Raw genomic sequence first — 20,683 nt, 5'->3', positions numbered from 1 at the left:
ATATCTTTATATGGCACAGTCTGGTTTAAGAAGGGTAGCTTTCCCTATTTTTTCTGCCTCAAATGAAAAAAGCGGCCTTTCGACCGCTTCTTCCCGAACAATGTGGTCAACGTCAGTCCACATCACCGTCGGCGGCCAGGGCCTTCACAAGGTCCACAACCTTGCGACGGACCTTGGGATCGGAAATCTTGACGAAAGCGCGATTGAGTTGAAGACCTTCCGACGAGGAAAGGAAATCGACCACGTAATTTGAACTCGATGCCTCTGCCATGCCGCCCGGAGCGGAAGATTGCTCACCTGGCGCATCTTCGAAAAAGAATGAAACAGGTACATTCAGTATGCTCGAAATATTCTGCAAGCGGCTCGCCCCGACGCGGTTCGTGCCCTTTTCGTATTTCTGGATTTGCTGAAAGGTGATGCCGAGACTTTCTCCCAGCTTCTCCTGACTCATCCCCAGCATCGTGCGCCGAAGTCGGATGCGGCTTCCGACGTGTATATCAATCGGATTCGGCTTCTTCTTATTTTCCATCATTTCACGCGTCCTAATTTTTTCTCAATTGTCCCCACAGCCCGCAGAACGTGCAAATATACGTTATTGCTAATATCCGCTGCCCACACGGCTGATTGCAATAAGGCGGCACGACGTGCGCGGGCACTATGCAATTTTAGGGGTTTGCGGTCAATTGAGCTTTATTTTGTAACCTAAGCGCGAAATAACTGCAATCATGAACAGTGATATGAAAATCAACCAGAAATTGGTATTGCGTACAAAGCTGTTCCAATCAGAGACATAAAGTCCACTCATGGTGGAATCGAGAAACCCTTTCTGACCAAAATCAAGACCCTGCAAGATTTCACCATGAGGATTTATGATTGCAGAGATACCGCTGTTCGCGGCACGAATCAGGGGAAGACCGGTTTCAACGGCACGCAGGCGGGATTGCAGGAAGTGCTGGTAGGGGCCTGGCGTATCTCCAAACCAGGCGTCATTCGTCAGGTTGAGGACGAAAGAGGCCTTGGCGATATCGGACGTGATTTCATCCGGGAAAATCGCCTCGTAGCAGATCAGCGGATAGAGGGACTTTCCGTCTGGTAGCGTAATGGGCGAGCGGGTTGAACCAGCAGTAAAGCCACCGGGCATATTGACGATATTGCCGATTCCGACCGAGTTCCAAAGCGCCTCATAGGGAAGATATTCGCCAAAAGGTGTGAGGTGAACCTTATCGGCAGCACCGATGATTTGCCCCTGGCTGTCAATGGCGTAAATCGAATTGTAGTAGCGGGTCGGCTGGCCCGCTGCTCCCCCTTCGGCTCGCACCACACCTGCAATCAATACCTGTCCATCGCTCAACACATCTGCAATACGTGAAAGCGCATCGCGATTTTCCGTCAGAAGGAACGGCACGGAAGTTTCCGGCCAGACAATGATATCCGGCCTTCTCTGGCCCGGCTTCGGGGATTGCGATGACAGTGAAAGATGCTCTTCAAAAACGGCCTGCCGCTCCCTGCTGTCCATCTTTCTTGCCTGATCGATGGAGGGTTGAACGATCCTTATGGTGAAAGGCGTATTCGAGGCCTTTGGGTCGTTGAGGAGAGGCTGGTTCAAGCGGTAATAGCCATAACCAAAATGGGCGCAGGTCAACAGAAGCGACAGAACGACACCCGTTATCAATCCGCGACGCGTTCCGAAAAGTGCGGGTGTCGATAAAACAAAGACTGCGCAGGCAGTCACGCCCAGAACACCTATGGCGTGCGCGGATTGCATCATGATCGGGATCGGCATGACGCCATAGCCGATGGCGTTCCACGGAAAGCCGGTCAGCAGAATTCCACGCAGCCATTCCGCAAGCGTAAAGCTGACGGCAAGCGCTGCTAGACGGCCAAAGCCCTCCGACCACAGGAGACCTGCCAGCGTTGTCGCGAAGCCATAGTAAAGCGCAAGGAATGCAGGCAGACCGAATATGGCCAACGGCAGCGCCCAGGCGAATTCATCCCCGTCCACCAGCAGCGCGTTGCCCAGCCACCAGAGCCCGGCGACGAAGTAACCGAAGCCAAAAAGCCAGCCGAGGGCAAAGCTCGCTCGGCACCGTCCCAGAATGCCGGTTCCAGGCGCACTGGCACATCCGTCCATCAGCCAGACAAGAAGCGTAAAGGAGATGAACAGGGCTGCGACAAACGAGAACGGAGGAAGGGCCAAAGCTCCGATCGCTCCGGCGAAAACAGCAAGCAGAGCCCGATGAAAGCCCCATAGCAGAATGACCCTACTCGCCAGACGCTCCATTCCCACCCCTTTCGGATCCGCTCAACGAATCGATTCGGCCGATAAGGTGCGGCCTTCCCGCCAACTGTTTAGCAGGAAGGTTCAAAGGGTCAAAAGATCATCAGGAGGATGTCTGCTCTTCGGCGCGTGGCGTTGAGGCCACTGCCTCAGGCTCGGAAATCGGTGCTTCGTGCTCTCCCTTGGGCGAGCGACGGCGCGCGACGATCTGTTTGCGCCGAACGATGCGGACACGCTTGATGCGCCGCGGATCGGCATCAAGAATCTGAAATTCGAAACCGGGAACCGCCTGAACCAGTTCTCCGCGCACCGGAATGCGACCGAGCGCCGAAAAGATCAATCCTCCCAGTGTGTCAACGTCTTCCAATTGCTCGGCAACGTCGAAGTCCGGCCCGATCGCTTCCGCGATCTCTTCCAGTTCGACACGGGCATCGGCGAGCCAGACATCCTCGCCAATGCGAGAGAACATGACTTCTTCATCGTCATGTTCATCATCGACATCACCAATGACCATCTCGACGATGTCTTCGTGGCTTACCAGTCCATCCGTGCCGCCATATTCGTCGATGACCAGCGCCATCTGGGTGCGGGTTGCCTGCATGGTTCGCAGCAGGTCCGACGCGAGCATGGATGGCGGAACAAACAACACTTTGCGAATGAGGCCTGCCTCCGCCACGGTCTTGCTGAGATCGACGCGTCCCAGATCGAAGGCCGGTCTTGGCACGCGTGCAGGCTTTTCCTTCAAAACCGCATCCGGCGCCACATCCACCTGCACCGTCTTGGCGGTGGAGGTCTTTCGCTTGTTGCGTGCCTGCTTGGCCAGATAGGATAGAAGATCACGGATATGGACAAAGCCACGCGGATCATCCAGTGTTTCGCTGTAAACCGGCATTCGGGAGCGACCTGTTTCCTCGAAGTGGATCAGCAACTCGCCCAGTGTCATCGTAATATCGATTGCTTCGATATCGGCACGCGGCACCATGACATCCTCGATCCGAACCTCCCGGAAACGAAGGATATTGTGCAACATGTCGCGCTCTTCAGGCGAGAATGCCGCACCCACCGCAGTATCGGTCAAAAGGGCATCGGCAAGATCTTCGCGGAGCCGCTCGCCTTGCGCCGGGCGCAGAAGCCGTATGGCTCTCGCCCAGAAGGAATTGCCGTTGCGACTGCTCGGCTCACGTTTTAACGGACTGCCACCTTCATCAGAAGATGACTGATCCGCTTCGGTGCCGCTCTGCGCGGCGCTGGTAGAAATCTCGTTCATGGTTCCAAGTTTACACTATCGGGTCCTGTCCCGCATAGGGATCAGATAGGCCGAGCTCCGCCAAAATGCGAGTCTCCAGCGCTTCCATTTGTTCCGCTTCGTCATCATTCAGATGGTCGTAGCCGAACAGATGCAAAAATCCATGCACCATCAGATGGGTCAAATGGTCCTCGAAAGGCTTCTCGAGGTCAAGCGCTTCCCGCTCGACGGTCTCTCGGGCGATAACGATATCGCCCAGCATCGGACCTGGTTTCTTGCCCGGCGTGATGGGGAATGCAGGAAAGGAGAGCACATTGGTCGGCTTGTCCTTACCCCGCCATTCGGCGTTGATTTGGCGGATCGCTTCGTCGTCCGTGAAGACAAGTGAAAGCTCCACGGGGTGAGGAGGAAAGGGCTGCTTTTCGTGGCTTGCAAGATACACGGCAGCCAATGCCAGCACCTTGTCTGCCGTTACCAGCAAGTCGTCTTCGTCACCCCAGCGCTCGTCTTCGACGCTGATCTGTATATCAAGTTCAGGCATAGAAAATGGGATTCTTACGAATCCGCAGCCTCGCTTTCCTCATGCACGGCATATTGCGCATCATAGGCCTGAACGATCCGGCCAACCAATGGGTGGCGGACAACATCGGTATCCTTGAAGCGGATCACGGAGATACCCTCGACGCCCTTCAGGATCTGCAATGCTTCCACAAGGCCGGATTTCACGCCGCGCGGCAGATCCACCTGGCTCGGGTCGCCGGTGATGATCATGCGGGAATTTTCGCCAAGACGGGTCAGAAACATCTTCATCTGCATGGATGTCGTGTTCTGCGCTTCGTCAAGAATGACTGCCGCATTGGCAAGGGTGCGTCCGCGCATAAAGGCCAGCGGCGCGATCTCGATAACGCCGGCAGTAATGGCGCGCTCCACCTTGTCTCCGGGCATCATGTCATAGAGCGCGTCATAGAGCGGGCGAAGATAAGGATCGACCTTCTCTTTCATATCACCGGGCAAAAAGCCCAGGCGTTCGCCCGCTTCCACGGCCGGACGCGACAGGATGATCTTGTCAACTGCGCCGCGTTCCAGAAGTTGGGCGGCATGTGCAACAGCGAGATAGGTTTTGCCAGTGCCAGCCGGACCGACGCCGAAGACGAGTTCGGAGCGTTCCAGTGCGCGCATATAGGCGTCCTGGGTCGGAGTGCGCGCCGAAATCGTTTTCTTGCGCGTGGAGATCTGCGCCATGGAAAGCTTCGCCTTCCGCTCGAGCGTCGGGAGCGTCAACTGGTCATCGGCTGCCACTGCCATGCGAATGGCTCCTTCCACGTCCGAGACTTCTACGGAGCCGCCCTTTTGAAGACGCTCATACAGGAAATCGAGAGCGCGGCGCGCCTGATTGGTCGCCTGAAGCTCACCGGTAATGCTGACGGAATTGCCACGGGCGCGGGCATCGATATGAAGACGTTCTTCGAGAAGCTTCAGATGCTGATCGAACTGGCCGAACAGTTCGCTTGCCAGCCTGTTATTCTCAAACGTCAAAACGAAGTGATTGGCGTCTATCGCAGCGGTGCGGGTGTTGCGCGATGATGAGGATTGTACCAGTTCACGTCCGTTCAAGTAGGCATGCTCCCAACAGGATCGATAGTCAGAGTTTAACGCTCAATCCGCTCCGCAAACAAGCTGTTTGGTCCGGTGCCGACGATTCGTACAGAAATAATGTCACCGATTTGCGATGATTTTGCATCAACATTCACAGATTGCAGCCACGGGGAACGACCAATCAGCTGCTCAGGCATCCGACCCGGCTTTTCAAGCAGGATATCGATGACTTTGCCGACGCATGATTCGGCGAATTCATGCTGCTGCTTCAAGAGCAATGCCTGCAGCCTTTCCAGGCGCTCCGCCTTGACCTCTTCCGCTACCTGAGAACCAAGCTCCGCGCCCGGCGTTCCCGGTCGTGTCGAATATTTGAACGAGAAGGATTGCGCATAACGAACTGTTTCCACCAGCTTCAGCGTATCCTCGAATTCGGCATCCGTCTCGCCGGGGAAGCCAACGATGAAGTCGCCGGAGAGAGCGATATCCGGGCGTGCCGCGCGAATGCGTTCAATCAGGCGAACATACTCTTCCGCCGTATGACGCCGATTCATTGCCTTGAGGACCCGATCAGATCCCGCCTGAACCGGAAGATGGAGATAGGGCATGAGGGCACGCAGGTCGCGATGCGCCTCGATCAGCCGATCATCCATGTCACGGGGATGGCTTGTCGTGTAGCGAAGTCGCGCAAGGCCCGGAATTTCTGCCAGTCGATAGAGAAGATCGCCAAGCCCCCAGCTTGAACCGTCCAGTCCGGTTCCGTGCCACGCATTGACGTTCTGCCCCAGCAGCGTGATCTCACGGACCCCCGCATCGACGAGCTTGTTTGCCTCATCGAGTATCTGCGCCAGTGGACGGGACACCTCGGAACCGCGGGTGTAGGGAACGACGCAGAAGGTGCAGAACTTGTCGCATCCTTCCTGCACCGTCAGGAAGGAGGTTACACCGCGCGAGCGGATCACCTTTTTGTCCGGCACCGGCAGGTGTTCGAACTTGTCTTCGACCGCGTAGTCTGTATCGACAACACGTTCGCCCTGACGCGCGCGTTTCAGAGCTTGCGGCAGGCGGTGATAGGTCTGCGGACCGATGACGACATCGACAGCGGAGGAGCGGCGCAGAATTTCCTCGCCTTCCGCCTGCGCAACGCAGCCCGTGACGCCAATCATCAACTCCCTGCCCTCGGCATTGCGCTCTTTCTTCATATCGCGCAAACGGCCCAGAGCGGAATAGACCTTATCGGCCGCTTTTTCGCGGATATGACAGGTGTTCAACAGTACGAGGTCAGCGTCCTCAGCCGTATCGGTCGTGACATAGCCTTCGCTGGCAAGCGCGTCGCCCATACGCACGGAATCGTAGACATTCATCTGACACCCGTAGGTCTTGATGAACACCTTACGTGCATTGGTGCGGTCAGCGGCCTGAGCCACCGGGTTCGGGATGAGAGCTGTCTGGTCGGTCATGGCGGGTTCTTTACTGCAAGATCGCCCGGAAATGAAGGGTTCTTTCAGCCAGAACGCGGGTAAAGGCGCTGATTGAGCATGGTGCGCAGGCGCGAGACCACCGATGCGCCGGCAACCTTGCGGTTCGTGTCTGCGCGAAACTCGACAGCCTCACCAAAATCCACGTCGACTTCCAGCGCTTCGGCCTTCAGAACGCCCATCAGGTGGGGCGTAAGCTCTATATCACCGGGCCAGGCTGCGATTGGTCGATGATATCGCCCCATCGGCATTCCGTAGATGCCCGTATAGGCAATGGAAACCGGCTGCACATAGACCACACCCTCTGGTGAGGAGGCCACGGCGGCGCTGGCGGCGCCGAAAAGCGATGACTTCACATCAAGCAGACGGTTGCCATCCGATGTCGTCCCCTCAGGGAAGAGAACGACGATCTCGCCACCGCCAAGCCGCGATGCAATCTCGTTCACTTGGTCTCCGGCTTTGCGCTTCTGTTCGCGCTCGACGAAGATCGTCTTCTGAAGCTTGGCCAGAACGCCGAAGACCGGCCAGTTGGCGACTTCCGCCTTGGCGACGTAGACCACGTCTGCGACGGAGCCGAGGACGAGGATATCTTTCCATGAGGCATGGTTTGCGGCAATCATCAGCGGGCGACGAGCTTCCAGTTTCCCGTGAGTGCGAACATGGAGACCCAGCAGCCGACAGGCCACCCGATGCCACAAACGTGGCAAGGTTCGTCGCAACCGCCAGTCGAACTTCAGCCCCAACAGTTGCACGGGCAGCAGACAGAGTGTGACGACTGCGAGGATGAAAACAATCGCGACGATTCGCAACCAGGCGATCACGTGTCGTCCTTGTCGAGCGGGATACCATAAAGCTCCAGACGATGGCCCACGAGCCGGAAGCCATGCTCGCGTGCAATGCGCTCCTGCAGCGCCTCGATTTCGGCGGAATGAAACTCGATCACCGTGCCGGTTTTCACATCGATCATATGATCATGATGTTCTTCCGGCACCGTTTCGTAACGCGAGCGGCCATCGCGAAAATCATGCTTTTCGATGATCCCGGCATCCTCGAACAGCTTGACCGTGCGATAGACAGTCGAAATCGAAATGCGCGGATCGATCTTGCTGGAGCGCCGATACAGTTCCTCGACGTCCGGATGATCATCGGATTCCTGCAGGGTCCGCGCAATCACCCGGCGCTGCTCGGTCATGCGCATGCCCTTTTGAGCACAAAGCTCTTCCAGCGATTTGGTCAAATCGGTCATCGTGTCACGGCCTTGCGCGTTCCCGTCATCGCCAAGGGACTAGCGAAGATCACGCTTCATGACAAGCGCCGCGGAACGCGTTCCATCGGCGCTCGCATAATAGGCAGGTCTGCGGGCAACCTGCTTGAAGCCAAGCCTGCGATAAAGCCCGACAGCCGGGTCGTTGGTCTCCTCGACTTCCAGGAACATCTCTTCGGCGCCGCGCTCCACCGCATCGCGAAGCGCTGCCTGCATCAGCCGCCAGCCGAGCCCGGAGCGACCGACTTTTTCGCCAACAGCAATCGTGAGAATTTCCGATTCGCCGCCCGCCTCACGGGCAAGCACGAAGCCACCCAACGGCCTGCTGAAGAAAGCATTCGTTTGAATGGCGCAAAAGCCGAAGACACCCGACTGTTCGAGAAGGTTCAAAACCTCCTGCTCACTCCACTGGCGAGCAAAGCGCTGCCCGTGCATCTCCGAAACGGCAGCCGCGTCCGCATCGCGCATCGGTACGATGTCGAAAAACGGCTTCCAGGTCAGGTAGTCCTCAAACATGAAGTCTCGTCAGGCACGAAGTAGGGCAAAACCATCCTGCGGTTTAGCATCCGGCCCGCGCAGGTAAAGAGGTTTTGGCAAATCCACAGTCACGTCCGCCAAGGCAGCAAGCCGGGCGACCACGGCGATGTCGAACCGATCGGGTTCGACTGTCTTGTCCGCATCGTCGAGCAAGGCGCAAGCGGTGCCGGTCACTTTAGCTCCGAAATGTGCAACCCAAAGTCGGAGTTGCTCAACATCAATGCTTTGCGGTGGATTAAGCGGCTTTCCATCCACCGCAAAGACCTGTGCATAGATCTCGTCGCGTTTGGCATCCATGGCGGCTATGACGGGAAGTGATGAATCTGCATTGAGATGCATTCGCGCGAGCGTGTGCAGCGTCGACACGCCGACCGTATCGACGCCAAGAGCCAGACCGAAACCCCGGGCAGCGGCAACACCGACACGAATTCCGGTGAAGGAGCCTGGGCCAATCGTTACGCCGATCCGCTCGATGCTACCCAGCGAAATACCGGCAGTGCCCACAGCTTCTTCAACCATGGCCATCAGCCGTTCTGCATGCCCTTTGCCGATCCGCTCGCTTACGACCGACAACATCTGGCCGGACGCGGCGTCAAGAACCGCGGCGGAGCAATCCACCCCCGCCGTATCGATTGCCAGAACCTTCATGGAGGATCAGAGCGCTTCGACTGCTTGTACTTCAGGCACGAAATGGCGCAGCAGGTTCTGTACACCGTGCTTCAGCGTTGCCGTCGAGGACGGGCAACCCGAGCAAGCGCCCTTCATGTTCAGGTAGACTGTTCCTTCGCGGAAGCCCTTGAACGTGATGTCGCCACCATCCTGAGCAACAGCCGGACGGACACGCGTTTCGAGCAATTCCTTGATGGTCGCGACAATGGTTTCATCGCCCGCATCGAAGAACTCGCCTTCCTCATCGGTTGCTTCCGCAAAGCTTGCAGAACCACCCATAACCGGCTGACCGGACATGAAGTGTTCCATGATGGAGCCGAGGATTGCTGGCTTCAGATGCTGCCACTCCTGCGCTTCCTTCGTGACGGTCACGAAATCGTAGCCGAAATAGACGCCTGTGACGCCCGGAATATTGAACAGACGTGCTGCAAGCGGTGACGCCTGGGCTTCATCGGACGAGCGGAAATCGGCGGTGCCCTTTTCCATCACGACCTTGCCCGGCAGAAACTTTAGCGTTGCAGGGTTCGGGGTGGCTTCGGTCTGGATGAACATGTCGCATCTCCTTGGCGGCTCTCGCAGCGCCAGTTTAGAATTCTTCAAAAGAAGATAGTCGCATTCAGCTTTATGTTCAAGTGCGCCTTTGCTCAACGAGGGTCAAGAGCGATCAGCAGAGTGCGTCGATTTCGTCGTCGCTGAGTGTATCCGGCAGAACGGTGACCGGAATGGGAAAAGCGGCGGTGCGGCCGGCAAGCGAGGCGACCAGTGGGCCCGGCCCTTCCTTTGCGGAACCGGCAGCCAGAACCAGAATGGCAATGTCCCGGTCTTCTTCGATCGCGGCATTGATCTCTTCAGCAGCATTTCCTTCGCGAATCACGATTTCCGGATCGATGCCAATGGTCTCGCGCACTTTCTGCGCCACCTTTGCCATGACTGCCTCGGCCTCCTCACGCGCCTCCGCACGCATGATCTGCTCAACACCCAGCCATTGCTGAAAATCCCCCTCGGGGATCACATAGAGCATGACCAGAGAGCCATTGGTATTCTGGGCGCGGCGGCCTGCATAGTGCACGGCGCGCTCGCATTCCGGCGTACCGTCGATCACGGCCATGAACTTGCGCCGGTGCCCCTCCAGCCGTGACAGTCGCTTTGAAACCATGCTTCCCCTCCGTCACCTCGACCAATCCTATCGAGATTGCGGAATCTATACGAAAACTGCCAAATGAAAACCCGCCGGTCATGACACCAGCGGGCTCACATGAAACTGATCGTTTCTATCAGCGCAGGAAGCCGACGATGTCATAAACGTCGTTCATCACCGCTTCGGCTCGGGCGCGGGCGCGCTCACCGCCATCCTTCAGGATTGCGTCGATATGCGAGGTATCCCCGAGCAGACGGCGCATTTCGGCGCTGATCGGTGCCAGAACCTGAACGGCCAGATCGGCCAGCGCGGGTTTGAAAACGGAGAATTGCTGACCGCCGAATTCCTTCAGAACATCGGCCTTCGTCCTATCGGCAAGAGCGGCATAGATACCGATCAGATTGTCCGCTTCCGGACGCCCGGCCAGCCCTTCGACTTCCGACGGCAGACCGTCGGGATCTGTCTTTGCCTTGCGGATCTTCTTGAGAATTTCGTCAGCATCATCCATCAAGTTGATGCGAGACAGATCGGATGGGTCGGACTTGGACATCTTCTTGGTGCCATCGCGCAAGCTCATGACGCGGGGTGCCGGACCATCGATCAAAGGCTCGACCAGCGGGAAATAGCCATGGATCGGCTCTTCGCCGACCACCATGTCCACGCCCTGACCTGTGGTGCGGATGCGCTCCTGGAAATCGATGTTGAACTTCTGCGCAATATCACGCGCCAGTTCCAGATGCTGCTTCTGGTCGTCTCCGACCGGCACATGGGTCGCGCGATAGACAAGAATATCGGCAGCCATCAGGCTCGGATAAGCGAGAAGGCCGAGGGATGCGTTTTCACGATCCTTGCCGGCCTTGTCCTTGAACTGCGTCATGCGGTTCATCCAGCCGATGCGCGCAACGCAGTTGAAGATCCAGGCCAGTTCCGCATGCTGCGGCACAGCCGACTGATTGAAGACGATATGCTTGACCGGATCGATACCGGACGCGATGAAGGCGGCAGCAATCGAGCGGATCTGTCCTTTCAGATCCTCATGCACGAGTTGCGCCGTGATCGCGTGGAGGTCAACGACGCAATAGATGCAGTCGTTGTTCTCCTGAAGCGCCACGAATTTGCGGATGGCGCCAAGATAATTCCCGAGATGCAGGTTTCCGGTCGGTTGTACGCCGGAAAAGACAAGCGGCTTGAAGCTGTTCATATCGTCCTCGATAGGCTGGTGGAGGGCCACAGGCTTTCGGAAACGAGGCATCGGAAAGGGTGAAGTCTTTCCGCGTCCCGCCCCTGACGGCCAGGGTTTTCAAGCCGCGCTTGAAGCACGACGCTCGCAACCGATCAAGAGGGCATCACGATGCGTGCTGGATCAGATCCTTCAAAACGCATTTCCACAGGCGGTCCACAGTCGAACTACTTTGCACGTCATAAATTCCGCAATGGTTAATGGATCTTAGCAATTAAGGCAGCGACTTCTCTAATTTGAGCAAATTTGTCCTTATTGACGTCACTTTGAGAAACGAAATGCTCCGCACATTCTTTTGCGGCTGTCCGAGGGCCGCACAGTTACGGAGTTCAAATGCGTTTACTTCTATGTGTCGGGCTTAGCCTCGCCATCGCGGCTACATCCGCCATTGCCGGAGAGGCCTCCACAGAGAGCAATGGTGTCAAGAAGCGCCGCGCCAATTTGTTCAAGCACGATTATAGTGCAGCCTATACAGTCCAGCGTGTCAGCGTACGCACCGCCTGTTTTCCCGAAAAGCTGGAGGCGATCCTCGCTCATATTGCGCAACAGACGGGTCGTAAACCCGTCGTCACGTCAGGCCATCGTCCCCGCGCCGGGGCCTCACAGCACAGCCATTGCCTCGCCGCCGACATCCGGGTTCCGGGTGTGTCTGATCGCAAAGTGGTGGCTGCGGCCAGCACTGCGCCCGGAATTGGCGGCATCGGGCGCTATTGCAATGGCATCATCCACGTCGATGTCGGGCCGAAGCGTCGCTGGGTCTATTGCTGATCGTCTGCTGTGGGAGCAGGCGCCCGCTTTCCACGCTTCAGATTTCGCCGGATCATGCCGAGATCAGCGCCGCCGATCAGGAAGGCGATGCCGAAATAGGTCACCATCGCCAATCCAATCAGACCGAACAGTGCGCCGAGCTGATGCAGAAGTCCGCTTCCCGGTGTCAGCCAAGGCGCAGCATAGGGCATGGCATAGATCAATCCCGCGCTCATGAACGCGGTCGCAATCAGTAACATCAGCACTCGTCGCGCAAACGACCATTCCCAGGTCAGGTCGCCACGTTTCCATAGCGTGAAGAACAAGAGGCAGGTGTTGATCCAGCCAGCAGCAGCTTCCGCCGTCGCAATGCCCCTTTCCGCGATCAACGGAAACAGGCTTATGGCGAGCGCGGAGTTGACCACGACCGAGACGATGGTGAAACGCATCGGCGTCTTGGTATCTTCGCGTGCGTAAAAGCCTGGCTGCAGCGCCTTGATCATCACAAAGCCCGGCAGGCCAACACCGTAAATGGCGAGGATAGACGCAACGACAGCGGTATTGTCAGCGCTGAAGGCCCCACGTTCATAGAGAACGCGAATGATGGCTTCGGACAGGATCCAGATACCTGCAGCGGCGGGGAGCGTCAGAAACAGCACGAATTCCAGAGAGCGGTTCTGGATGTTCGATGCCTCCTTCATGTGCCCACCCTTCAGGGCACGCGCGAGTTCCGGCAGAAGCACGACACCGACAGCCACGCCCACTACACCCAGCGGCAGCTGGTAGATGCGGTCGGCATATTGGAGCGCCGCGATAGCGCCTTCCTTGCCGGACGCAATGGCCTGCCCGATGATCTGGTTGATCTGGGTAATGCCGCCTGTCACCGCCGCCGGGACGGCCAGGACCAGCAAGCGCTTGACGTTCGGCGTCATTTTCGGTCGGCGGAAACCGATGCGGATGCCCGCATGGCGCACGCCGAAATAGACTATGGCAAGCTGGACGATCCCCGCCGCGAGAACGCTCCAGGACAGGTACCAGCCTGTCGTCAGCGGATCGGCACCGGTCCACAGCGCATACAAGAGCGCGCTGATCATGATGACGTTCAGGAAGACCGGCGCAATGGCTGCCGCGAAGAAATGATGCAGCGAATTCAGCATGCCGCTCATCATGGCCGTCAGCGACATGCACATGAGATAGGGGAACATGACGATCGCCATGCGCACCGTGATCGCCGTCTTCTCGGGATCATCGGCAAAACCGGGTGCTATGATCCAGCGCACCAGCAGCGGCATGGAAAGCTGCATGCCAATGGTGATGACGAGAAGTGCCGTGAAGAGAACCCCGAAGACTTCTTCCGAAAAGCGCTTGGCACCCTCGACGCCATTTGCCTCGATCTCCTTGGAGAACAGCGGCACGAAGGCGGCGTTGAATGCGCCTTCCGCGAACAGACGACGGAACAGGTTCGGAAAACGGAAGGCCGCATAGAAGATGTCCGCCATCGGGCCCGTGCCGAGGGCCGCAGCCATCAGCGTCTCACGCGCAAAGCCGAACAGGCGGCTGCCGAGCGTTGCGCCGCCAACCGTCGCGAACTTCTTGACGAGGCTCATGCGTCTGCCCGCGTCTTGCGCGGCGGGTTGCCTGCACGCACCGCGACCGGATCCGGTGCAATGATGCCGGAGGGCATTCCGCGGCGAAGCTCGTCTTCCTGCTCGCTCAGAACCGTCTTCAGGCGCTGGACGATGGTGCCCTGCCGATTTTCATTGGTGATTTTCGACCCAACGAGATCGGTTACATAGAAGGTATCGATGACCTTCTCGCCGAACGTGGTGATGCGCGCCGAATGGATGTCAAGCGAAAGATCCGCAAGCACGACGGTGATATCGGCAAGGAGACCCGTGCGATCCAGCCCTTCCACCTCGATCACCGTAAACTTGTTCGACAGGGTGTTGGAAATTGTCACCGAGGGGTGAACCGTGAAGGTCTTGTTCTTCTTCTTGGCCTTGGCCCGTGTTGCAATAACTTCCGGCAGGCGCTTCTTGCCGGACAAAACGTCCTCGATCATCCGGCAGACGGTCTTGGCGCGGCGAAGTTCGTCCTCATCATCCGGGAATTCGCGGTTGATGAGAATGGTATCCAGGGCGCGGCCATCGGTTGTCGTGTAGATCTGCGCATCCGCAATGTTGGACCCCGCCGCGGCGCAGGCGCCTGCGATGATCGACAAGAGGCGTGGATGGTCAGGCGCCAGGACCGTGATTTCCGTGATGGCCCGGAAGCTATCGGTGCGCACCATGGTTGCCAGCGCCTGCCCGCCCTTGTCCGCATCGCGGATGAACTGCGCATGCCGCAACTGGTCTTCGAGTGCAACAGACAGGAGGTAGGGCTGGTAATGGAGCTTGGAATAGGTCTTGCGGTCTTTCTGGCTCCAGGAATCCAGTGCATTGGCCAGCGCTTCCTCGGCAGCCTTGGCGCGCTCCTTGCGGGAAACCTCGGAGAAGCCGCCAGACAGAAGGAGCTCCGTTTCGTAATACAGCGTGCGCAGCAACTGGCCTTTCCAGCCGTTCCACACACCCGGACCGACCGCGCGGATGTCACAGATCGTCAGGACCAGCAGCGCCTTCAGCCGGTCAAGCGATTGCACCTTGTCGGCAAAGTCCGTCACGGTCTTGCGATCATGGAGGTCGCGGGTCTGGGCTACCATGGACATCAGAAGATGCTGGTCGATGAGCCAGGCAACCAGTTCGACCTGCTTCGGCTTCAAGCCAAAACGTGGACCCAGTTTGCGGGCAACGCGTGCACCGGCAATCGAATGATCTTCCTGCCGCCCCTTGGCGATGTCATGCAGAAGCACGGCCACATAAAGCGCTTCGCGTTCCTCGATCGAGGGCATCAGCTTGTTGGCGAGCGGGTGCTCATCCGCAAAGCGACCCTTGTCGATATCGGAAAGGGCTTCGACAGCGCGGATCAGGTGCTCGTCCACCGTGTAGTGGTGATACATGCTGAACTGCATCATCGCGACGATCTTGCCGAATTCCGGGATGAAGCGCCCCAGAACACCAGCTTCGTTCATTCGCCTGAGCGTCAAGGCCGGTTCAAGCCGTGATGTGAGGATCGAGAGGAACAGCCGGTTGGCTTCGGCATCCTCACGCAATTTGTCGTCTATGAGATGCAGGCTGCGTGTAATCGCCTGAAGCGCGTCCGGATGATATTCAAGGCCATGGAGATCGGCCACATGAAACAGACGGATGATGCTGACCGGATCCCGCTTGAAGACCTCGGGATCTGCCAGGGCGATGCGTCCACGATCTTCAACGAACTCCGAGCTTCCGGGGAGCCTGCGCACGCGACGGCGGAAACGCCCGATCACGCCCGTAATGCCGGGAGCAGGTTTTGCCTGCTCCTCCTCAAGTGCGGCACAGAGGATGCGCGTCAGATCCCCCACATCCTTGGTGACAAGGAAGTAGTGCTTCATGAAGCGTTCGACGGCAGAGAGGTTTGGTCTATTGTTATAGCCCAGATTAGCGGCGATCTCGCGCTGGATATCGAAGGAAAGCCGCTCCTCCGCCTTTCCCGTTACGAAATGCATCTGGCAGCGTACGGCCCAGAGAAAATCTTCCGCCTTCTGGAAGAGACGCCATTCACGGCGAGACAGGACACCGAGCTTCACAAGCTGGGCGGTATCCCGAACACGGTAATGATACTTGGTAATCCAGAAGAGGGTCTGGATATCGCGAAGTCCGCCCTTGCCTTCCTTGACGTTGGGTTCGACCAGATAGCGCGTATCACCAGCCTTCTGGTGCCGCTGGTCGCGCTCGCCAAGCTTTGCCGCGATGAAGTCTTCTGCGCCGTGACTGACGATTTCGCTATCGAAGCGGTGCTGCAGTTCATCCGACAGAAGCTTGCGACCGCAGATGAACCGCATCTCCAGCACTGCGGTGCGGATCGTCATGTCCTGCTTGGACAGTGCGATGCATTCATCGACGGTGCGGGTGGCGTGGCCTACCTTGAAACCGAGATCCCACAGAACGTAGAGAAGAAACTCGATCGCCTTTCGCATTTCGTCTGTGTTCTTGGCGGGCAACAGAAAGAGCAGATCGATGTCAGACCCTGGCGCCAGCGTGCCGCGGCCATAGCCCCCAACGGCAGTCACTGAAACCTGTGCCGCAGCTGTTGGGTAAAGCTTGGCGGTTACCGTTTCGAAGATAATGGTGATCAACTGATCCTGAACGTAGGAAATACGCTCCGCGCAATTCAGGCCGCTGCCATCCTCAGCCAGAAGCTCTCTGGCCCGGTCACGGCTTTCATTGCTCGCCTTGCGAAAAATGGGCAGCAAGGCTGCTCGCATTTCCAGGATCTTGTCGGCCCCTCGTTCCAGAACCGCCTCGCAGTCCTTTCTCAGTTGAGCCACATCCAGAAGTCCGGAAAATTCTATCTCGTGTCTTGCCATGTTATCCCGCCGGGTGCCGCACCCTGCGCTACAGCCTCAATCGCATCGTGTCGATACCGCATTGAGACGTAACGCCTCATTGCGGCACAGTGGTGCCGCAGTGTTGCCAGAGCGTTTCAGTCCTGCGGATAGATTTCATATCCGGACCGATTTTCCAATCCTTGGTTTCTCATGTCTTACTGATTAACGAAGCACGAAGCTTCGAGCGCCACTCGCTGGGGCTCATTCCCGTTACCCGACGAAACTCGCGATTGAAGTTGGACTTCGTCGCGAAACCGGCATCGAGCATGATCGTCGTCAAGGGCTGATCCGTCTCTTCCAGCAAACGGCACACTTCGCGTATCCGGCGATTGTTGACGAATTGCGATACGTTGAGACCCGTTGCACGATTGATTGCTGCAGAGACATCCCTTGCAGGTGCTCCCACTCGGCGCGCCAGCTTGGCAAGACTTAAGTCCTCCTGCCGGTAGAGATCCTTGGTATCCAGCGCCTCCTGGATACGGATCAGAAGAGCCTGATCTTCAGCGGAAGGCACCGTCTGTTCGGGTTCCGCTGCGGGCGGTTCACGTCCAAAGATCTGGGGCGCAAGACCGTAAATGGCGACCGTAACCAGCACGGCAATGTTCATGGCCGTTACAACGGCAGGCACCGCTTCGTTTCCGTAAACAAAGGTGAAGGCCGCAAGACCTGCATCCGTCAGGCCAAAGAATAGCAGCAGCACAGCACAGAGCCGCGCAGCGCGGAGCGCTGGTAGCATTCGAGGCAAAGGCGTTTCCGCGACCGCATCCGGATGATCATAGGTGAAGCGATAAAGCAGGACGCCGTAGGCGATGAATGTCGTCATCAGCAGCAGGTCGGTCAGGAACGGGAAAAAGGCGACCGCCATTGCGACGGCGAGAAAGGGCAGAACGTGCAGCCACGGTTTTTCCGAGCGGATCGCCGCCAGCGAACGAAATGCAAGGTAGGCAAGAGGCGGCATCGCAGCCGCGGTGGCTGGCTGAACCAGATGCAGCCACCCTACTCCGTAACCAAAACGAAGGCCGATAATGATGCCTTGCAAGGCGTAGGCGATCAGGAAGACCGTGAAGTATCGCTTTGAACCCGGTGTCTCGACGCCTTTCAGATTTCGATAGAGCGTGAGCGCAAAGACCAATCCAACGATGAATGGCAGTGGAATGGAAAGCACGGCAACGCCTCGGCAATCTCTTTGAACCGGGGTGGCCTTATCATGAATTGCGAACCGCCGTCACGGCACCTGCTTCATGCTCCCAGCTGTTTTCGCAGCGCATAAAGCGCATCCAGCGCCTCGCGCGGTGTCATCTCATCCGGGTTGATGGCCTTCAACGCTTCTTCCACCTTTGAGGGACCGCGCTTTTCCTGCTCCTTGCGCACCGCCACCTGAAACAGCGGCAGATCATCGATCAACTGGCTTGCCGGGTTCTTGCGATCGGCATCCTCAAGCTTGTTCAAGACATCTCGGGCACGGGCAACCACGGCATCCGGCAAGCCTGCGAGTTTCGCCACCTGGATCCCGTAGGAGCGATCAGCTGCCCCCGGGCCCACCTCGTGCAGGAAGATGACATCGCCATCCCACTCCTTCACCTTCATGGTGGCATTGGACAGGCGGTTCAGCTTTTCCGAGAGCACCGTCAACTCATGGAAATGCGTCGCAAACAGGCCGCGGCAGCGGTTTGCCTCATGTAGATGTTCCACCGCTGCCCAGGCGATGGAGAGACCATCGAACGTGGCCGTGCCGCGCCCGATCTCATCGAGAATAACCAGCGAACGATCGGTTGCCTGATTGAGGATGGCAGCCGTTTCCACCATTTCCACCATGAAGGTGGAGCGTCCGCGAGCCAGATCGTCAGACGCGCCGACGCGAGAGAACAGCCTGTCCACGACACCGATCTGAGCCTTGGTGGCGGGAACGAACGAACCCATCTGTGCGAGAATGGCGATGACAGCGTTCTGGCGCAGGAAGGTCGATTTGCCGCCCATGTTCGGTCCGGTGAGCAACCAGAGCGCACCGAAGCCGCCCGCCTTCTGCGGCGAAAGATTGCAATCATTGGCGATGAACGATCCGGACGACTGACGGCGCAAAGCCTGTTCCACAACCGGATGACGCCCGCCTTCGATGCAGAACTGACGGGAAGCATCGACCTCCGGCCTGCAATAATTCCATTCCTCGGCCAACAGCCCAAGAGCTGCCGCGACATCGATCACCGAGAGTGCGCGGGCACCTGCCTTGATGACTTCGGCGTGGGCAAGCACCATACTCGTCAGGCGGTCGAAGGCTTCCAGCTCTATGGTCAGCGCCCGATCGGCCGCATTGGCGATGCGGCTTTCCAGATCGGCCAATTCCGTCGTGGTAAACCGCATGGCATTGGCCATGGTCTGACGATGAATGAAACGAGCCTTGGCTTCCGGCGTATCGGTCATCGGTCCAGCATTGCCCGCCGTGACTTCAATGAAATAGCCCAGCACATTGTTGTGCTTGATCTTCAGCGACTTGATGCCGGTTTCTTCTGCGTAATGCAGTTGCAGCCCCGCAATGACGCGACGCGACTGGTCGCGCAGCGCCCTCACCTCATCCAGCTCACCATGCGCACCGTCGCGCACAAACCCACCGTCACGCTTCAGAAGCGGCAGGTCGTCGCCAAGAACACGATCCATCTCGTCCTCGACGAAGCGAGGAAGTGCTGAAAGATCCTTCAATGCAGCAGACAGCTCCTCCGGCAACAATGCTCGCCCGAGAAAATCCGCAACTTGGCGGGCTGCTGCCAGCCCTTGCCGGATAGCACCCAGATCTCGCGGTCCGCCACGATCCAGCGCAAGGCGGGACAAAGCACGGGGCATGTCCGGAACATGCTTGAGCGAGGTGCGAAGATCGCCACAGAGGGATGGCTCATCGATCAAAAAAGCAACGCTATCGAGGCGCCGGTTGATCTCGTCCGGGTCGGTCAGCGGCGACATCAAACGCTCCGCCAGAAGCCGTGCACCGCCGCCGGTTACCGTGCGGTCTATGGCTTTCAGAAGCGAACCGTCGCGGTCTCCCGCCAAGGTGCGGGTGAGCTCCAGATTGGCGCGCGTGGCGGGATCGATGAACAGCGTGGACGCGCCGCTTTCCCGCTCGGGCGGGTTGAGCGGCGGACGCTCCGCAATCTGCGTTTTCTCCACATAGGCCACAGCGGCGGCAGCAGCAGCGAGTTCAGCCCGCGAAAATGCGCCGAAACCATCCAGCGTGCCGACACCGAAATAGCGCGTAATGCGCCCTTCCGCCGAGGCGCTATCGAAGAGAATAGCTGGTTGAGGCACGGCGACCCTTCCCAACACGTCGAAGGTCGGCTTCAGTTCCTCATCGTGGAATACGCTATCGGCAACGATCAATTCGCGCGGTTCAATGCGCAAAATGTCTGCCAGAAGCCTGAGTTGCGTCGTTTCCGCCAGCCGGAAGACGCCGGTGGAAATGTCGATCCAGGCAAGCGCCAGTTGCGGCTCAGAACCACCCTTGATGCGGGCGAGCGCCATCAGATAATTGGATTCAGAAGGCGAAAGCAGCTTGTCCTCGGTCAAAGTACCGGGAGTGACCAGACGCACGACATCGCGCTTGACGACAGACTTCGAGCCTCGCTTTTTTGCCTCTGCCGGGTCTTCCACCTGCTCGCAGACAGCGACACGAAATCCAAGAGAGATCAGCTTCTGCAGGTAATCGTCTGCTGCATGGATGGGCACGCCACACATTGGGATATCCTGCCCCAGATGCTGGCCGCGCTTCGTCAGGGTAATTCCAAGCGCGCGGGATGCCTCGACCGCGTCTTCGAAAAACAGCTCGTAGAAATCGCCCATGCGGTAAAACAGCAGCGAATCCGGGTTGTTCGCCTTGATCTCGATATACTGTTCCATCATCGGCGTTGCCGAAGCACGGCTCTCGGGCGAGGCCAGTTCCGCTGTGTTCAACACGTCTGAGGTAAAGCTAAGCAAGATCATCCAGCCATTTTTTGTTGCGCAGGCTAATCCGTAACTCTATCGATTATGACCCCGGGAACACA

General features: G+C 57.9%; 18 protein-coding genes. 1 reads left to right on the top strand and 17 read right to left on the bottom strand.

Translation table 11 applies throughout. The features are described from left to right. Positions 1–112 precede the first annotated feature (112 nt). The 13 genes from ASD54_RS13980 to trpS all read right to left on the bottom strand — a co-directional run bounded on the left by ASD54_RS13980 (position 113) and on the right by trpS (position 11,404). Positions 113–532: a helix-turn-helix domain-containing protein gene (locus ASD54_RS13980; RefSeq protein ID WP_062555207.1), complete on the bottom strand. Its 420-nt coding sequence runs from the start codon at positions 530–532 to the stop codon at positions 113–115. A 147-nt stretch (positions 533–679) separates the two neighbouring features. Continuing rightward, positions 680–2,281: an apolipoprotein N-acyltransferase gene (gene lnt / locus ASD54_RS13975; RefSeq protein ID WP_062555206.1), complete on the bottom strand. Its 1,602-nt coding sequence runs from the start codon at positions 2,279–2,281 to the stop codon at positions 680–682. A gap of 100 nt (positions 2,282–2,381) precedes the next feature. After that, positions 2,382–3,545, bottom strand: coding sequence for a hemolysin family protein (locus ASD54_RS13970; protein WP_062555205.1), 1,164 nt, complete (start codon positions 3,543–3,545; stop codon positions 2,382–2,384). A 10-nt stretch (positions 3,546–3,555) separates the two neighbouring features. Next, complete coding sequence (ybeY, locus tag ASD54_RS13965) at positions 3,556–4,065, bottom strand: rRNA maturation RNase YbeY (RefSeq protein WP_062555204.1); 510 nt, start codon at positions 4,063–4,065, stop codon at positions 3,556–3,558. Positions 4,066–4,079: 14 nt separating this feature from the next. Further along, positions 4,080–5,138, bottom strand: a complete 1,059-nt coding sequence (locus ASD54_RS13960) for a PhoH family protein (RefSeq protein WP_062555203.1) — start codon at positions 5,136–5,138, stop codon at positions 4,080–4,082. Positions 5,139–5,173: 35 nt separating this feature from the next. Further along, positions 5,174–6,577, bottom strand: a complete 1,404-nt coding sequence (gene miaB / locus ASD54_RS13955) for a tRNA (N6-isopentenyl adenosine(37)-C2)-methylthiotransferase MiaB (RefSeq protein ID WP_062555202.1) — start codon at positions 6,575–6,577, stop codon at positions 5,174–5,176. A 44-nt stretch (positions 6,578–6,621) separates the two neighbouring features. Further along, positions 6,622–7,416: a 1-acyl-sn-glycerol-3-phosphate acyltransferase gene (locus ASD54_RS13950; RefSeq protein ID WP_062555201.1), complete on the bottom strand. Its 795-nt coding sequence runs from the start codon at positions 7,414–7,416 to the stop codon at positions 6,622–6,624. Beyond that, on the bottom strand, positions 7,413–7,841 hold the full coding sequence (locus tag ASD54_RS13945) for a Fur family transcriptional regulator (RefSeq protein WP_062555200.1): 429 nt from the start codon (positions 7,839–7,841) through the stop codon (positions 7,413–7,415). The genes ASD54_RS13950 and ASD54_RS13945 overlap by 4 nt, the downstream gene beginning before the upstream one ends. A 39-nt stretch (positions 7,842–7,880) precedes the next feature. After that, positions 7,881–8,375 carry an N-acetyltransferase gene (locus ASD54_RS13940; RefSeq protein ID WP_062555199.1) on the bottom strand — a complete coding sequence of 165 codons (495 nt, stop codon included), beginning with the start codon at positions 8,373–8,375 and terminating at the stop codon, positions 7,881–7,883. A 9-nt stretch (positions 8,376–8,384) separates the two neighbouring features. Then, entirely contained in the window at positions 8,385–9,044 is a 660-nt protein-coding gene (gene tsaB / locus ASD54_RS13935; protein WP_062555198.1) for a tRNA (adenosine(37)-N6)-threonylcarbamoyltransferase complex dimerization subunit type 1 TsaB, read from the bottom strand. Positions 9,045–9,050: 6 nt separating this feature from the next. Next, positions 9,051–9,617: a NifU family protein gene (locus tag ASD54_RS13930; RefSeq protein ID WP_062555197.1), complete on the bottom strand. Its 567-nt coding sequence runs from the start codon at positions 9,615–9,617 to the stop codon at positions 9,051–9,053. A 112-nt stretch (positions 9,618–9,729) separates the two neighbouring features. After that, positions 9,730–10,221, bottom strand: coding sequence for a universal stress protein (locus tag ASD54_RS13925; protein ID WP_062555196.1), 492 nt, complete (start codon positions 10,219–10,221; stop codon positions 9,730–9,732). 118 nt (positions 10,222–10,339) lie between these two features. Next, the gene (gene trpS, locus ASD54_RS13920) at positions 10,340–11,404 is read right to left on the bottom strand and encodes a tryptophan--tRNA ligase (RefSeq protein WP_062555474.1); all 1,065 of its coding nucleotides are present in this window, start codon (positions 11,402–11,404) and stop codon (positions 10,340–10,342) included. 372 nt (positions 11,405–11,776) lie between these two features. Here trpS and ASD54_RS13915 point away from each other — a divergent pair, with 372 nt between their 5' ends. Continuing rightward, entirely contained in the window at positions 11,777–12,211 is a 435-nt protein-coding gene (locus ASD54_RS13915; RefSeq protein WP_062555195.1) for a DUF882 domain-containing protein, read from the top strand. Here the strand turns inward: ASD54_RS13915 and murJ are convergent. The 4 genes from murJ to mutS form a co-directional block, all read right to left on the bottom strand. Then, a complete protein-coding gene (murJ, locus tag ASD54_RS13910) occupies positions 12,202–13,797 on the bottom strand; it encodes a murein biosynthesis integral membrane protein MurJ (protein ID WP_062555194.1) in 1,596 nt (531 codons plus the stop codon). The two genes, ASD54_RS13915 and murJ, sit on opposite strands and share 10 nt — an antisense overlap. After that, a complete protein-coding gene (locus ASD54_RS13905) occupies positions 13,794–16,634 on the bottom strand; it encodes a [protein-PII] uridylyltransferase (RefSeq protein WP_062555193.1) in 2,841 nt (946 codons plus the stop codon). The genes murJ and ASD54_RS13905 overlap by 4 nt, the downstream gene beginning before the upstream one ends. A 169-nt stretch (positions 16,635–16,803) precedes the next feature. Further along, complete coding sequence (locus ASD54_RS13900) at positions 16,804–17,820, bottom strand: AraC family transcriptional regulator (protein ID WP_082547210.1); 1,017 nt, start codon at positions 17,818–17,820, stop codon at positions 16,804–16,806. 74 nt (positions 17,821–17,894) lie between these two features. Further along, positions 17,895–20,621, bottom strand: coding sequence for a DNA mismatch repair protein MutS (mutS, locus tag ASD54_RS13895; RefSeq protein WP_062555191.1), 2,727 nt, complete (start codon positions 20,619–20,621; stop codon positions 17,895–17,897). Between the last annotated feature and the right edge of the window lie 62 nt (positions 20,622–20,683).

This window comes from Rhizobium sp. Root149 (assembly GCF_001427345.1).
Classification (GTDB): domain Bacteria; phylum Pseudomonadota; class Alphaproteobacteria; order Rhizobiales; family Rhizobiaceae; genus Neorhizobium; species Neorhizobium rhizoryzae.
This window is presented reverse-complemented; position numbering and strand designations above follow the sequence as displayed.